Below are 13731 nucleotides of genomic sequence, written 5' to 3'. Positions count from 1 at the left end.
GCGTTAGTCGGCGTCGCCGAGCGAAGCCAGCAGTTCGGCCTGATGCTCGCTGACGAGCGCCGCGATCAGTTCTTCGAGATCGCCGTCCATGATCGCGTCGAGGCGATACAGCGTCAGGTTGATGCGGTGATCGGTGAGGCGCCCCTGCGGGAAGTTGTACGTGCGGATGCGCTCCGAACGGTCGCCCGAGCCGATCAGGTTCTTGCGCGTCGCCGCTTCCTTCGCCTGCTGCTCGTGCGCCTGCTTGTCCTTGATGCGCGCGGCGAGCACCTTCAGCGCGCGATCCTTGTTCTTGTGCTGCGAGCGGTCGTCCTGACATTCGACGACGATGCCCGTCGGCAAATGCGTCACGCGCACCGCCGAGTCGGTCTTGTTGATGTGCTGGCCGCCCGCGCCCGACGCGCGGAACGTGTCGATACGCAGATCGGCCGGATTGATCTCGACTTCGCCGATCTCGTCCGCTTCCGGCATCACCGCGACCGTGCACGCCGAGGTATGGATGCGGCCCTGCGTTTCAGTGGCCGGCACGCGCTGCACGCGATGCCCGCCCGACTCGAACTTCAGCTTCGAATACGCGGCATCGCCGGCAATTCGCACGATCACTTCGCGATAGCCCCCGAGGTCCGATTCGCTCGCCGACATCATCTCGACCTGCCAGCGGTTGCGCTCGGCATAGCGCAGATACATGCGCAGCAGATCGCCCGCGAACAGTGCGGATTCGTCGCCGCCGGTGCCCGCGCGGATTTCGAGGAAAATGTTGCGCTCGTCGTTCGGGTCTCTCGGCAGCAGCATTTTCTGCAGTTCGACGCCGAGCGTCTCCATACGATCGCGTGCTGCGCGGATTTCCTCTTCGGCGAAATCGCGCATCGACGCGTCGGCGAGCAGTTCCTGCGCGGTGGCGGCGTCGTTCTGCGCCTGGCGCCACAGCCCATAATGCTCGACGACCGGGCCGAGCTCCGCGTGTTCGCGCGTCAGCTTGCGGTACTGGTCGAGGTTGGCGGTGATGTCCTCGCGGCTCAACAGGTCGTTCAGTTCGGCCAGCCGGGTGGTCAGCTGGTCGAGCTTGCGTTGCATGCTCGTTTTCATCGGGCGGGTAGCGGAGCGGACTCCGGAATGGATGCGGCCAGGGGAACGGGCGAATGCCCGGGGCGGAAGCACTTTGCGAGCCACGGCGGTGGCGCGCGGGGGTGCGGCGAGCACTGCGCCGCTAACGCTCGGTAGAGCCGGGGTGTTTGTAGAAGCCGCTCATCAGCTCGATCAGCTTGTCGCGGTTGTCGCTGCTCGCGCGATTCAGCGCGTGCGTAGGACCATGGATCAGCTTGTTGGTGAGCGATTGCGACAGTGCCTCGAGGACTGCGGCCGGATCGTCGCCGCGCGCGAGCATTTTCTGCGCGCGTTCGACCTCTGCGCGGCGCAGCGTGTCGGCCTGCGTGTGCATGTGGCGGATCACCGGCACGATGCTGCGCGCATCAAGCCACTGCATGAAGGTCTGTACGCGCGTTTCGATGATCGCTTCGGCCTGCGCGACCGCGGCCTGGCGCGACGCATTGCCTTCGCGGACGATCGCACCGAGGTCGTCGACGGTGTACAGGAACACGTCTTCGAGCTGGCCGGCTTCGGGTTCGATGTCACGCGGCACCGCGAGGTCGACCATGAAAATCGGCCGGTGACGGCGCGCCTTGACCGCGCGCTCGACCGCGCCAAGACCGATGATCGGCAACGTGGACGCCGTGCACGACACGATGATGTCGAATTCGTGCATCCGCGCGGGGAGCTCGGAGAGCGGAATGGCGCGGCCGTTGAAGCGCTCGGCGAGCCGCATGCCGCGCTCGGCGGTTCGGTTCGCGACGACGAGTTCCCGCGGATGCTGCGCCGCGAAGTGCGTCGCGCAAAGCTCGATCATTTCGCCAGCACCGATGAACAGCACGCGCTGGTTCGCGATCTTGTCGAAAATGCGTTGGGCGAGGCGTACCGCGGCGGCGGCCATCGACACGGACTGCGCGCCGATCTCGGTGGTGCTGCGCACTTCCTTCGCGACGGCGAAGGTGCGCTGGAATAGCTGATTCAGGTAGGTGCCGAGGGCGCCGGCTTCGGAGGCGGTGCGCACCGCGTCCTTCATTTGTCCGACGATCTGCGTTTCGCCGAGCACCATCGAATCGAGCCCCGACGCGACGCGGAACGCATGGCGCACGGCTTCGGACTGCGGCAGCGCATAGACGTGCGGCGCGAGTTCATCGATCGGGAGGTTGTGGTACTTCGACAGCCACTGCACCGACGCTTCGCGCGCGGCGAGGTCGTCGGTCGCGCAGTAGAGTTCAGTGCGGTTGCAGGTGGACAGAATTGCCGCCTCGGGCGCGTTGGGGGCCATGTGGCCCAGCCAGATGCCTTTGAACGTATCCAGAGCGGGCTTTATCTGTTCGAGCGGAAACGCCACGCGTTCGCGCAAGGCGACAGGCGCAGTGTGATGGTTGATTCCGATCGTTAGAAGCTGCATTTGGGGGAGCTATCGTTCAGCCATATATTATAGCGTTTCCACGATACTCACATTCTGCCCGCCATATATCCCGCATGCGTCAGTTCGCGCCTGTCAGGCTCTCCGGCGGGATCGCGTCGAGCTGGTAACCGTAACCATAGACCGGCGTCAGCGTGTAGCCAAGCTCCGGGCGCAGTTGCAACTTGCTGCGCACGCGCGACGCGTGGGTGTCGATGGTGCGCGACTTTACGTCACGGCGGCGAGCCCACACGGTTTCGAGAATATGCGCGCGCGACACCGGCCGCGCGAGATTGTTGAACAGCACCAGCGCGAGGCGGAATTCCTTCGGCGTCAGGATCACGGTCAGGTCGCGGAATGTCACGGCCAAATTCGCCGCGTCGAACGTATAGCCGCCGATCACGTCGCGTCGACGGTTGGGCGGCCGCCGCAGGCCCGCACGGCGCTGCAGCGCCTCGACACGCGCGAGCATTTCGGGGCCGCGCACTGGCTTGCTGAGACAGTCGTCGGCGCCGGCATGCAGCGCGGCGACAATCTGGCATTCGCGCGGTGCGCTCAGCAGCATCATGACGGGCAGGCCCGGCAGAATGGAGCGCGCGCGCGGGATCACGTCTTCGGCGCAATGGTCGCCGGCCCAACTTTCGGTGATCAACAGGTCGAAAAATTCGTCGGTAGCGCGCTGCAGGAAGGTGGCGCTAGTGGTGAAGTGCTGGCACGCGTGGCCGCCGGCGAAAATGAGCCGGTCAACCAGTTTGGCGTGTTGCACGTCGGGTTCGATAAGGGCGATGCGCATGGCGCTGCGTCAGCCTGGCAACGGGCGAAGCATGAGGCGTTTTCGTCAGACTTACAACTTGCCTAAGCACACCCCGATCCCTAAACTCAACCGCTATGCGGAAAGCGCCGTGCTGAACTTGTATAGTTGAGGAGGCAAAAATGCTAGCGTTGGCGGCTCCTTTCGCCTATGAGACGAATCCGAAATTGATCTTGCCGTGTTTGAGCGCCCAGTCTGGAGTCGACGCCTGATGGGTTGGCCAGGCATTCTCGTACTCGGCGCGGTGATCGGCCTCGCGGGCTGGTGGTTGCATCCGCAGCGCCGCGCGAGCCGCGCCCGCTGGTGGGCCGCCCTGTTGGCCGGTGTGCTCGGCACGAGCGTCGCGCGGATGGCCGGCAATGTGACAAGTCTCTTCCATGACGGCGACATGCTCGAATGGCCGGTATGCACCGCCGTCGCGCTCATCGCCGTCGCCGTGACGGTCGGCCTCTTGTCGCGTCAATCAACGCGCCGGTCAATCCGTCGATGAATCCTTGCAGGTAACTCCATGAACGCCCGACTTCCCGAAACCTCCTCCATTCCCGAGCGCCTCGCGAGCCTGCGCGCCGCGATGGCGCGCGAAGGCATTGCCGCTTACCTCGTGCCGTCGGCGGATCCGCATCTGTCCGAGTATCTGCCAGGGCGCTGGCAAGGCCGCCAGTGGCTGTCGGGCTTCACCGGCTCGGCCGGCACGCTGATCGTCACCGCCGATTTCGCCGGCGTCTGGACCGACAGCCGCTACTGGGAGCAGGCAAGCGCGCAGCTCGCCGGCAGCGGTGTCGAGCTGATGAAGATGACCGGCGGCCAGCTCACGACGCCGCATTTCGAATGGCTCGCGCAGAACGTCGCGAGCGGCGGCACGGTCGGTGTGGACGGCGCGGTGCTGGGCGTCGCGGCCGCGCGCGCGTTGAGCGCCGCACTGAACGCGCGCGGCGTGCAATTGCGCACCGACCTCGACCTGTTCGACGCGATCTGGGCGCAGCGCCCGGCGCTGCCCGCCGACGCCGTCTTCGAGCACGCCGCGCCGCAAGCGGGCGTCACACGTGCGGACAAGCTTGCGCAGGTGCGTCGCGCGATGGTCGAGAAAGGCGCGCAGTGGCACTTCATCTCGACGCTCGACGACCTCGCCTGGCTGCTGAATCTGCGCGGCGCCGACGTCAGCTACAACCCGGTGTTCGTCGCGCACGCGCTGATCGGCGTGGATCGGGCGTCGTTATTTATCGCCGACGGCAAGGTGTCGCCGGCGCTCGCCGAAGTGCTCGCGCGCGACGGCATCGGCGTCGAGCCGTACGCGAAAACCGCCGACGCGCTTGCCGCGCTGCCAGCCGGCGGCACGCTGCTGATCGATCCGCGCCGCATCACGTACGGCTCGCTGCAGGCGGTGCCGTCGTCGGTCAAGGTGGTCGAGGCGGTCAATCCGTCCACTTTCCTGAAGTCGTGCAAGACCGCCGCCGATGCCGCGCACGTGCGTGAGACGATGGAGCAGGACGGCGCCGCGCTCGCCGAATTCTTCGCGTGGTTCGAAAGCGCGCTCGGCCGCGAGCGCATCACCGAGCTGACGATCGACGAGCGTCTGACGGCAGCTCGCGCGCGCCGTCCCGGCTTCGTGTCGCTGAGCTTCGCGACGATCGCGGGCTTCAATGCGAACGGCGCGATGCCGCACTATCGCGCGACCGAGGAGTCGCATTCGGTGATCGAAGGCAACGGCCTGCTGCTGATCGATTCGGGCGGCCAGTATCTGAGCGGCACGACCGACATCACACGCGTCGTCCCGGTCGGCACGCCGGGCAGCGAACAGCGCCGCGATTTCACCGTCGTGCTGAAGGGCATGATCGCGCTGTCACGCGCGCAATTCCCGCGCGGCATCCGCTCGCCGATGCTCGACGCGATCGCGCGCGCACCGATCTGGCAGGCCGGCGCCGACTATGGCCACGGCACCGGTCACGGGGTCGGCTACTTCCTGAACGTGCACGAAGGCCCGCAGGTGATCTCGCACTACGCGCCGGCCGAACCGTGGACCGCGATGGAGGAGGGCATGATCACGTCGAACGAGCCGGGTCTGTATCGGCCGGGCAAGTGGGGCGTGCGAATCGAAAACCTCGTGCTGAACGTGGCCGCGGAAAAAACCGAATTCGGCGACTTCCTGAAGTTCGAAACGCTGACGCTGTGCCCGATCGACGCGCGCTGCATCGAGCTGTCGCTGCTGCGCGACGACGAGCGCGCGTGGCTCAACGCGTATCACGAGACGGTGCGCGCGCGCCTCGCGCCGCATGTATCGGGCGACGCGAAAGCGTGGCTGGAACTGCGCACGCAACCCATCTGAGCATAGCGACGACCTTCCAAAGGAGCGTGGTGCATGGCGATCAAGGCAGTGGTGTTCGATTTCGGCGGTGTGCTGATCGACTGGAGTCCCGAGTACCTGTACCGCGAGCTGATTCCCGACGAAGTCGAGCGCCGCTGGTTCCTCACGCACGTCTGCTCGATGGACTGGGTGATCTGCCAGGATGGCGGTCAGCCGATCGTCGAAGCCACCGACGAGCTGATCGCGCGGTTTCCCGATCACGAACCGCTGATCCGCGCGTTCTATGAGCGCTGGCACCAGATGGTGGCGGGTGTGCTCGACGACGGTATCGCGCTGATGGAAAAGCTCGAAGCGGCCGAGGTGCCGCTCTTCGGGCTGACCAACTGGTCGGCCGAGACGTTTCCGTACGCGTGGGAGCACTATCCGGTGCTGCGGCGGTTTCGCGACGTCGTCGTGTCGGGGCGCGTGAAACTCGTGAAGCCCGACCCGGCGATCTTCGCGGAGATGCGCCGGCGCATCGAACTGCAAATGCCCGGTGTCGAGCCGGCCGAACTCGTCTTCATCGACGACAACGCGAAGAACGCCGAAGCCGCGACGGCGCTCGGCTGGCACGGCGTGCATCACACGAGCGCCGCGCAAACGGAAGCCGAGCTGCGCGAGTTGGGCTTGCCGGTTTGAGCTGACCGCCGCCGCTACTGCCCCAGCAGATTCTTCAGCGCATTGCCGAGACCCTTGACGGTCTCGCCCGCACCCTTCGCGACGCCCTCGACGCTGACCCCGAGCGCCTGCGCAAACCCCGCGCCGATGCGCGTGAGGATCCCTTCGCGCACCGAGAACTTCGGATCGCGCAGATCGCCGTCGAGCACGAAATGCAGCGTGATATTGCCGTTATGCGTCTTCAGCGCCGCGACGGCGGCGCGGGTCGGAATCGACATGAACGTCTCGAGCGGATTGTCGGATTCGGCGAGCTGCAGATTGTGGACTGTCACCGTGCCGGGCGCATGGAGATGATAGTTCCGCACCGTCGATTCGATCGTCAGATCGACGGTGCCGCCCGTCACCTGTGCGCGCGTGCCGGCCTTCTTCAGCAGATACTGATCGAGCATCGCAATATCGACGCCGTGCAGCGTGCTGGTCGTCTGCGAATCGCGGCTGGCGATTTTGATCCAGCCGTCGAACGTCACGGTGCCCGTATGCGCCGGCCCCTTCATCGAGCCGCGAACGCTGACATGGGTCGGTTCGGTAAGCGCCGGCAGATGCAGATGGTCGACGCTCGCGTTCGCGTCGCTGACCGTGACCTTGAACGGCGGCGGCCCGACAGTCATGTCGTAGAAATGGAAGTTGCCGTGTTCGAAGCGGACATGGTCGACCAGCTTTTCGCGCGGGATCGGCGGCGCCGTGCCGGCGTTGCCCGGCTGATCGCCGCGGTTCAGCGATTCGCGCAGGTTCGGCAGCAGATTCAGCGAGCCGTCCTTCGTGCGTAACACGGCCATGTCGAAGCCGCGCACGACGACCTCGCGGATATGCATGCGCCGCGCGATCAGATCGCGCACGTCCGGGGTGATCGTGATTTCGTCGGCGCGTAGCGGTTCACCCGCTGGCCAGCCAGGCGGCGCTTTTAGCACGACGTGGGTGAGGCGTACCGAGGTGAGGCCGACGTCGATACTGTCGGCGCTGCCGAGCGGCCCGAGCGCCGCGCTGACGCGATTCTTGACTTCCTGTTGCGCGAATCGCATCGCGCCGATCGCGATCAGAACCAACGCCAAAAGCGTTCCGCCCACGATGACGATCCAGCGCCTGCCCTTCGACATCGCCATGCCCGTCTCCTCGTCGCCGCGTCGCGCGGCGCTGTGTTGACCGTCTGTCGCGTGCGCGAGACTTTCACGCGCGCCTCCATCTAGCGACGGTTAGCAACGCGCATGCCCCGCGGCCCGTCCGGCATCGCGCCAGACGGGCCGTCGTCCGCCCGCTTCTTAACGCGAGATCGGCTTGTAGCGCAGGCGCTTCGGCCGCGCGCCTTCCTCGCCGAGACGCGCGCGCTTGTCCGCTTCGTATTCCTGGTAGTTGCCGTCGAAGAACGTGACTTGCGAGTCGCCTTCGAACGCGAGGATATGCGTCGCGATGCGATCGAGGAACCAGCGATCGTGCGAAATCACGAGCACCGAGCCCGCGAATTCGAGCAGCGCGTCTTCGAGCGCGCGCAGCGTTTCGACGTCGAGGTCGTTCGACGGTTCGTCGAGCAGCAGTACGTTGCCGCCCGCGATCAGCGTCTTCGCCAGATGCAGACGACCGCGCTCGCCGCCGGACAGATTGCCGACGATCTTCTGCTGATCGCCGCCCTTGAAATTGAAGCGGCCGATATACGCGCGCGACGGCGTTTCGTACTTGCCGACCGTCAGCACGTCCGCGCCGCCGGAGATTTCTTCGAACACGGTCTTGGTGCCTGCGAGCGCTTCGCGGCTCTGGTCCACGTACGCGAGCTTGACGGTCGGACCCTGCACGATTTCGCCCGAATCGGGTTGCTCGCGGCCGGTCAGCATACGGAACAGCGTCGATTTGCCGGCGCCGTTCGGACCGATGATGCCGACGATCGCGCCGGCCGGGATCTTGAAGCTGACGTTATCGAGCAGCAGCCGGTCGCCGTACGACTTGCTGACGTTCTTGAACTCGATCACTTCATTGCCGAGGCGGTCGCCGACCGGAATGAAGATTTCCTGCGTTTCGTTGCGCTTCTGGTAGTCCTGGCTGTTCAGTTCCTCGAAGCGCGCGATACGCGCCTTCGACTTCGCCTGGCGGCCCTTCGGGTTCTGGCGCACCCACTCGAGTTCCTTCTTGATCGCCTTCTGGCGCGCGGACTCCGATGCTTCTTCCTGCTTCAGACGCTCTTCCTTCTGATCGAGCCAGCTGCTGTAGTTGCCCTTCCACGGAATGCCGTGACCGCGGTCGAGTTCGAGAATCCACTCGGCGGCGTTGTCGAGGAAGTAGCGATCGTGCGTGACGGCGACCACGGTGCCCGGGAAGCGCGTCAGGAACTGCTCGAGCCATTCGACCGATTCCGCGTCGAGGTGGTTGGTCGGCTCGTCGAGCAGCAGCATGTCGGGCTTTTGCAGCAGCAGCTTGCACAGCGCGACGCGGCGCTTTTCGCCCCCCGACAGATGCTCGATCTTCGCGTCCCATGCCGGCAGGCGCAGTGCGTCGGCGGCGATTTCGATCTGCTGCTCGGCGCTGCCGTCGGTCGTTGCGAGGATCGCTTCGTACTTCGCCTGCTCGGCGGCCAGCGCGTCGAAGTCGGCGTCCGGCTCCGCGTAGGCCGCGTAGATTTCGTCGAGCTTCTTCTGCGCTTTGAACACGTCGCCGAGGCCTTCCTCGACCGCTTCACGCACGGTTTTCTGCGGATCGAGTTGCGGCTCCTGCGGCAGATAGCCGATGTTCAGGTTCGGCATCGGTGTCGCTTCGCCTTCGATCTCAGTGTCCACACCGGCCATGATGCGGATCAGGGTCGACTTGCCCGAGCCGTTCAGGCCGAGCAGGCCGATCTTCGCACCGGGGAAGAACGATAGCGAAATGTCTTTCAGGATCTGGCGCTTGGGCGGCACGATTTTGCCGACCCGGTTCATGGTGAAAACGTATTGGGCCATTAGCTTGCAGTAGACGTTGACGACGCCGGCCGCGTGCGGGCGGGCAGTCGGGGGTGAATGGGTAATCGGTGTGAGGGCCGGGCGGAACACCCGGCGCCGGCCGGCGCACGCTGCCGCGCGCGGCATGTGGTTCAGGTGGCATTGTACTTCGCGGCGAGGGCCGGGCGGCAGGGGGGCTCCGGCGGCGGGCCGCCGTCGCGGCGCTCCGCGGGCGTCTCAGTTCGCGCGCCGTCCAGTCGCCGGATCGAAGAAGTGCAGATGCTGCGTGGGCAGCACGACCTGCAGCGCCTCGCCGGCCGCGGGACGACGCGCGTGCGGCAGCCGCGCGGTCACATCGTGCTTGCCCCAGCGGCCGTGCGCGAGATTGTCCGCGCCGAGAATTTCGCAAGAATCGACGCTCAGTGTCGCGAACGGTGCGTTGGCCGTGCCCGGGCTCAGATGCTCGGGGCGAATGCCGAGCGTCCACTCGCGGCCTGTCGCGACTTCGCGGCCGATCGACGGCACGCCCGCGAGCGGCAGCTTCGGGCCGTTGCCGGCGACGTCGAAGGTCGAGCCGTCGTCCGCGACACGGCCTTCGAGCAGGTTCATCCCCGGCGAGCCGATGAAGCTCGCGACGAACACCGTGGCCGGCCGCTCGTAGACTTCGGTCGGCGCGCCGATCTGCTCGGCGTGGCCCTGGTTCATCACGATCACGCGCTGCGCCAGCGTCATCGCTTCGATCTGATCGTGCGTGACGTACAGACTCGTGGTCTTGAGGCGCGCATGCAGACGCTGGATTTCGAGGCGCATTTGCACGCGCAGACGCGCGTCGAGATTCGACAGCGGCTCGTCGAACAGAAACACCGCCGGCTCGCGCACGATCGCGCGGCCCATCGCGACGCGCTGCCGCTGCCCGCCCGACAACTCGCGCGGCTTGCGCTGCAGCAGCGCGCCGAGCTCGAGAATATGCGCGGCGGCTTCGACGCGTTTCGCGATCTGCGCACGATCGACGCCCGCGATCTTCAGCGCGTAACCCATGTTCTCGGCCACGCTCATATGCGGATACAGCGCGTAGTTCTGGAACACCATCGCGATGTTGCGATCCTTCGGCTCCAACTCGTTGACGACCTTGCCGGCGATCGAAATGCTGCCGTCGGAGATGCGCTCGAGCCCGGCGACCATCCGCAGCAAGGTCGATTTGCCGCAGCCGGACGGGCCGACCATGACGACGAATTCGCCGTCGGCGACGTCGACGTCGATGCCGTGCAACACGAACTGTTTGCCGTCGTAGGTTTTCTTAACGCTTTGCAGAGTCAGTGCAGCCATGCCGTTCTAGCCTTTGATTTCGAGTGCTTATCGCTGTCCGCCATACCGGATCATTTTTCCGAATCCACGAGGCCGCGCACGAACCAGCGCTGCATCGTCAGCACGACGGCGAGCGGCGGCAGCATCGCGAGCAGCGTGGCCGTCATCACCAGATGCCATTCGGTCGCGGTATCGCCCGAGGCGATCATCCCCTTGATGCCGATCACCGCGGTGATCAGCGACTGCTGGCTGGTGATCAGGATCGGCCACAGATACTGGTTCCAGCCGTAGATGAACGTGATCACGAAGAGTGCCGCCATCGTGGTCCGCGACAGCGGCAGCACGACGTCCCAGAAGAAGCGCAGCGCGCCCGCGCCGTCGATGCGCGCGGCTTCCATCAGCTCGTCCGGCAGCGTCTTGAAGAACTGGCGGAACAGGAACGTCGCGGTCGCCGACGCGATTAGCGGCAGCGTCAAACCGGTGTACGTATTGCTCAGATGCATCGACGACACCACCTGCACGGTCGGGAAAATCCGCACTTCGACCGGCAGCATCAGCGTGATGAAGATCAGCCAGAACGCGAGCGTGCGAAACGGAAAGCGGAAGTAGACGATCGCGTACGCGGAGATCATCGACACGGCGATCTTGCCGATCGCGATGACGAGCGCCATCACGAGGCTGTTGAACAGCATGCGATTGAACGGCGCCGCGGCGTTGCCGGTGCCCTGCGTCCAGATCGTGACGATGTTCTCGAACAGATGCGTGCTCGGCACGAGCGACAGCGGCACCGTGAACACCTCGTGCTCGCTCATCGTCGCCGCGCAGAACGCGACGTACACCGGAAACACCACCAGCGCGACGCCGATGATCAGCACCGCGTGACAGAACAGGTCGAAACCGCGTCGGTTCTCGATCATGAGTATTGAACCCTGCGTTCGATGAAGCGGAATTGCACGACGGTCAGTGCCACGACGATGATCATCAGCACGACCGACTGCGCGCCCGAGCTGCCGATGTCGAGCCCCTGGAAGCCTTCGGCGAAAATCTTGTAGATCAGCGTGCGGGTGGCTTGGCCTGGGCCGCCTCCGGTCGCCGCGTCGATCACGGGAAAGGTGTCGAAGAACGCGTAGGTGATGTTGATCACCAGCAGAAAGAACGTGGTCGGCGACAGCAGCGGCAGGGCGATGCCGAAGAAGCGGCGCACCGGACCGGCGCCGTCGATCGCGGCCGCTTCGATCAGCGAGCGCGGAATCGCCTGCAGGCCCGCATAGAAGAACAGGAAGTTATAGCTGATCTGCTGCCAGACCGACGCGAGCACGACGAGGAACATCGCCTGACCGGGGTTCAGCGCGTGATTCCACACGATGCCGTGTTTCGCGAGCGCATACGTGACGAGGCCGATGCTCGGGTTGAACAGGAACGACCACAGCACCGCGGCGATCGCGGGCGCGACCGCGTACGGCCAGATCAGCAGCGTTTGATAGGCCTTCGCGCCGCGCGTCACGCGGTCCGCGCAGACCGCGAGCAGCAGCGAGATCACGAGGCCCGACACGGTGACGAGCGTGCAGAACACGATCGTCGTGTTGAACGACGCCAGATACAGCGGGTCTGCGAACAGCTGTTTGAAGTTCGCGAGTCCGACGAACGCGCTCGACGTACCGAACGCGTCCTGGGTTTGCGTCGATTGCCAGAGCGCGACGCCCGCCGGCCACAGGAAGAACACGAGCGTGATGAGCAACTGCGGCGCGACGAGCAGGTAGGGCAGCGCACTGGTGCCGAAGTAGGAGCGCTTTTCCATCGGAATGTCCAGAGTGTGCTGCAACGACGGGTTCCCGCGCGGGAGCGCCGGAACCCTGCCTGCAGGCGATGCTTAGTTACTGGCCTTTTCGAAGCGGCGCAGCAGGTCGTCGCCGCGCGCGACGGACGAGTCGAGCGCCTGTTGCGGCGTCTTCCTGTCCGCCCACACCTGTTCGAGTTCTTCGTCGATCACGGTGCGGATCTGCGGCATGTTGCCCAGACGCAGGCCCTTCGTGAACGGCAGCGGCGGCTTGTTCAGCATCTGGCGGATCGCGGTGTCGCTGCCGGGGTTCTTGTCGTAGAAGCCCTGCTGGCGCGTCAGGTCATACGCGGCGGTCGTGACCGGCAGATAGCCGGTGTCCTGATGCCACTTCGCGGCGACTGGCGCCGTGGCCAGATAGGCGAGGAACTTCGCGACGCCCTTGTAGACGGCCGGGTCCTTGCCCGACAGCACCCACAGGCTCGCCCCGCCGATGATCGCGTTCTGCGGCGCGCCCTTCACGCTGTCGTCGTACGGCATCATGCCGGTGCCGAAGTTGAACTTCGCGTATTTCTTGATCGTCGCGAGCGAGCCTGACGAGTTCGTGATGATGCCGCAGTCGCCGCTATAGAACTTCGACACCGGTTCGTCCTTGCGGCCGACATAGGTGAACGTGCCGTCCTTCGCCATGTTCTGCAGGAACTGGATGTGCGCGACCTGCAGCGGCTTGTTGAATTCGAGCTGCGCGTCCATGCCGTCGAAGCCGTTGTTACGCGACGCGAACGGCGCCGCATGCCACGCGCTGTAGTTCTCGAGCTGAATCCAGCTTTGCCAGCCCGACGAGTAGCCGCACGACATGCCCGAGGCCTTCAGCTTCTGCGCATCGGCGTGCAACTCGGCCCAGGTCTTCGGCGGCTGGTTGGGATCGAGGCCAGCCTTCTTGAACGCATCCTTGTTGTAGTAGAGCACCGGCGTCGAGCTGTTGAACGGCATCGAGATCAGTTCGCCGGTTTTCGAGTCGCTGTAATAGCCCGCGATGGTCGGCACGAAGGCTTTCTGATCGAGCGGCAGGCCCGCGTCCTTGAATACCTGCGTGACCGGGACGATGGCTTTCTTCGCCTGCATCATCGTCGCGGTGCCGACCTCGTAGACCTGCAGGATGGCCGGCGCATTGCCGCTGCGATAGGCGGCGATGCCGGCGGCGAGGGTCTGGTCGTAGGTGCCCTTGAACACGGGCACGATCTTGTAGTCGTTTTGCGATTTGTTGAAGTCGTTCGCGATGTCGTTCAGACGTTCACCCAGTGCGGCTTCCATGGCGTGCCAGAACTGGATTTCGGTCGCGGCGTGAGCCGCCTGGCTGACGCCGATGCTCAATACAGCGGCGACGGAAAGTGAACGGAACAGCGGCTTGTAATTCATCGATTTGTC

General features: G+C 65.1%; 12 protein-coding genes. 3 read left to right on the top strand and 9 right to left on the bottom strand.

The genetic code is table 11. From position 1 onward, the window contains the following. Positions 1-3: 3 nt before the first annotated feature. From prfA to OKW29_RS33520, 3 genes are all read right to left on the bottom strand, one after another. Positions 4-1086 carry a peptide chain release factor 1 gene (prfA, locus tag OKW29_RS33530; RefSeq protein ID WP_429294006.1) on the bottom strand — a complete coding sequence of 361 codons (1083 nt, stop codon included), beginning with the start codon at positions 1084-1086 and terminating at the stop codon, positions 4-6. Between the two features lie 121 nt (positions 1087-1207). After that, positions 1208-2494, bottom strand: a complete 1287-nt coding sequence (gene hemA / locus OKW29_RS33525) for a glutamyl-tRNA reductase (protein ID WP_184035929.1) — start codon at positions 2492-2494, stop codon at positions 1208-1210. Between the two features lie 79 nt (positions 2495-2573). Further along, entirely contained in the window at positions 2574-3284 is a 711-nt protein-coding gene (locus tag OKW29_RS33520; RefSeq protein WP_184035932.1) for a response regulator transcription factor, read from the bottom strand. 229 nt (positions 3285-3513) lie between these two features. On the opposite strand from OKW29_RS33520, the gene OKW29_RS33515 reads away from it, so the two are divergent. From OKW29_RS33515 to OKW29_RS33505, 3 genes are read left to right on the top strand one after another with little or no spacing between them, the layout of a single operon-like run. Further along, positions 3514-3792 carry a hypothetical protein gene (locus tag OKW29_RS33515; RefSeq protein ID WP_184009140.1) on the top strand — a complete coding sequence of 93 codons (279 nt, stop codon included), beginning with the start codon at positions 3514-3516 and terminating at the stop codon, positions 3790-3792. A gap of 18 nt (positions 3793-3810) precedes the next feature. Next, positions 3811-5625, top strand: a complete 1815-nt coding sequence (locus OKW29_RS33510; protein ID WP_429294005.1) for an aminopeptidase P family protein — start codon at positions 3811-3813, stop codon at positions 5623-5625. A 33-nt stretch (positions 5626-5658) separates the two neighbouring features. Beyond that, positions 5659-6282: an HAD family hydrolase gene (locus OKW29_RS33505; protein WP_429294004.1), complete on the top strand. Its 624-nt coding sequence runs from the start codon at positions 5659-5661 to the stop codon at positions 6280-6282. A 14-nt stretch (positions 6283-6296) separates the two neighbouring features. Here the strand turns inward: OKW29_RS33505 and OKW29_RS33500 are convergent, their stop codons facing one another. From OKW29_RS33500 to ugpB, 6 genes are all read right to left on the bottom strand, one after another. After that, entirely contained in the window at positions 6297-7421 is a 1125-nt protein-coding gene (locus tag OKW29_RS33500; protein ID WP_429294003.1) for a DUF748 domain-containing protein, read from the bottom strand. A 156-nt stretch (positions 7422-7577) separates the two neighbouring features. Then, positions 7578-9242 carry an energy-dependent translational throttle protein EttA gene (gene ettA, locus OKW29_RS33495; RefSeq protein ID WP_184035945.1) on the bottom strand — a complete coding sequence of 555 codons (1665 nt, stop codon included), beginning with the start codon at positions 9240-9242 and terminating at the stop codon, positions 7578-7580. A 216-nt stretch (positions 9243-9458) separates the two neighbouring features. After that, positions 9459-10547 (bottom strand): sn-glycerol-3-phosphate import ATP-binding protein UgpC, encoded by a 1089-nt coding sequence (locus OKW29_RS33490; protein ID WP_429294002.1) that lies wholly within the window; start codon positions 10545-10547, stop codon positions 9459-9461. A 50-nt stretch (positions 10548-10597) separates the two neighbouring features. Then, positions 10598-11443, bottom strand: a complete 846-nt coding sequence (gene ugpE / locus OKW29_RS33485; protein WP_184070540.1) for a sn-glycerol-3-phosphate ABC transporter permease UgpE — start codon at positions 11441-11443, stop codon at positions 10598-10600. Further along, on the bottom strand, positions 11440-12324 hold the full coding sequence (ugpA, locus tag OKW29_RS33480; protein ID WP_090802034.1) for a sn-glycerol-3-phosphate ABC transporter permease UgpA: 885 nt from the start codon (positions 12322-12324) through the stop codon (positions 11440-11442). Before ugpA ends, ugpE begins: the two co-directional genes overlap by 4 nt. 72 nt (positions 12325-12396) lie before the next feature. Beyond that, complete coding sequence (gene ugpB, locus OKW29_RS33475; protein WP_429294001.1) at positions 12397-13722, bottom strand: sn-glycerol-3-phosphate ABC transporter substrate-binding protein UgpB; 1326 nt, start codon at positions 13720-13722, stop codon at positions 12397-12399. Positions 13723-13731: the final 9 nt, after the last annotated feature.

This window comes from Paraburkholderia sp. CI3, assembly GCF_050436505.1.
GTDB classification, from domain to species: Bacteria; Pseudomonadota; Gammaproteobacteria; order Burkholderiales; family Burkholderiaceae; genus Paraburkholderia; species Paraburkholderia tuberum.
The sequence above is the reverse complement of the archived record's forward strand: the minus strand, read 5'-3'. Positions and strand labels throughout refer to the sequence as shown.

Coding starts and splice junctions, on each gene's coding strand:
- ugpA (WP_090802034.1), bottom strand. CDS start 12,324: ATGGAAAAGCGCTCCTACTTCGGCACCAGTGCGCTGCCCTACCTGCTC.
- OKW29_RS33510 (WP_429294005.1), top strand. CDS start 3,811: ATGAACGCCCGACTTCCCGAAACCTCCTCCATTCCCGAGCGCCTCGCG.
- OKW29_RS33505 (WP_429294004.1), top strand. CDS start 5,659: ATGGCGATCAAGGCAGTGGTGTTCGATTTCGGCGGTGTGCTGATCGAC.
- hemA (WP_184035929.1), bottom strand. CDS start 2,494: ATGCAGCTTCTAACGATCGGAATCAACCATCACACTGCGCCTGTCGCC.
- ugpE (WP_184070540.1), bottom strand. CDS start 11,443: ATGATCGAGAACCGACGCGGTTTCGACCTGTTCTGTCACGCGGTGCTG.
- ettA (WP_184035945.1), bottom strand. CDS start 9,242: ATGGCCCAATACGTTTTCACCATGAACCGGGTCGGCAAAATCGTGCCG.
- OKW29_RS33500 (WP_429294003.1), bottom strand. CDS start 7,421: ATGGCGATGTCGAAGGGCAGGCGCTGGATCGTCATCGTGGGCGGAACG.
- ugpB (WP_429294001.1), bottom strand. CDS start 13,722: ATGAATTACAAGCCGCTGTTCCGTTCACTTTCCGTCGCCGCTGTATTG.
- OKW29_RS33515 (WP_184009140.1), top strand. CDS start 3,514: ATGGGTTGGCCAGGCATTCTCGTACTCGGCGCGGTGATCGGCCTCGCG.
- OKW29_RS33520 (WP_184035932.1), bottom strand. CDS start 3,284: ATGCGCATCGCCCTTATCGAACCCGACGTGCAACACGCCAAACTGGTT.
- prfA (WP_429294006.1), bottom strand. CDS start 1,086: ATGAAAACGAGCATGCAACGCAAGCTCGACCAGCTGACCACCCGGCTG.
- OKW29_RS33490 (WP_429294002.1), bottom strand. CDS start 10,547: ATGGCTGCACTGACTCTGCAAAGCGTTAAGAAAACCTACGACGGCAAA.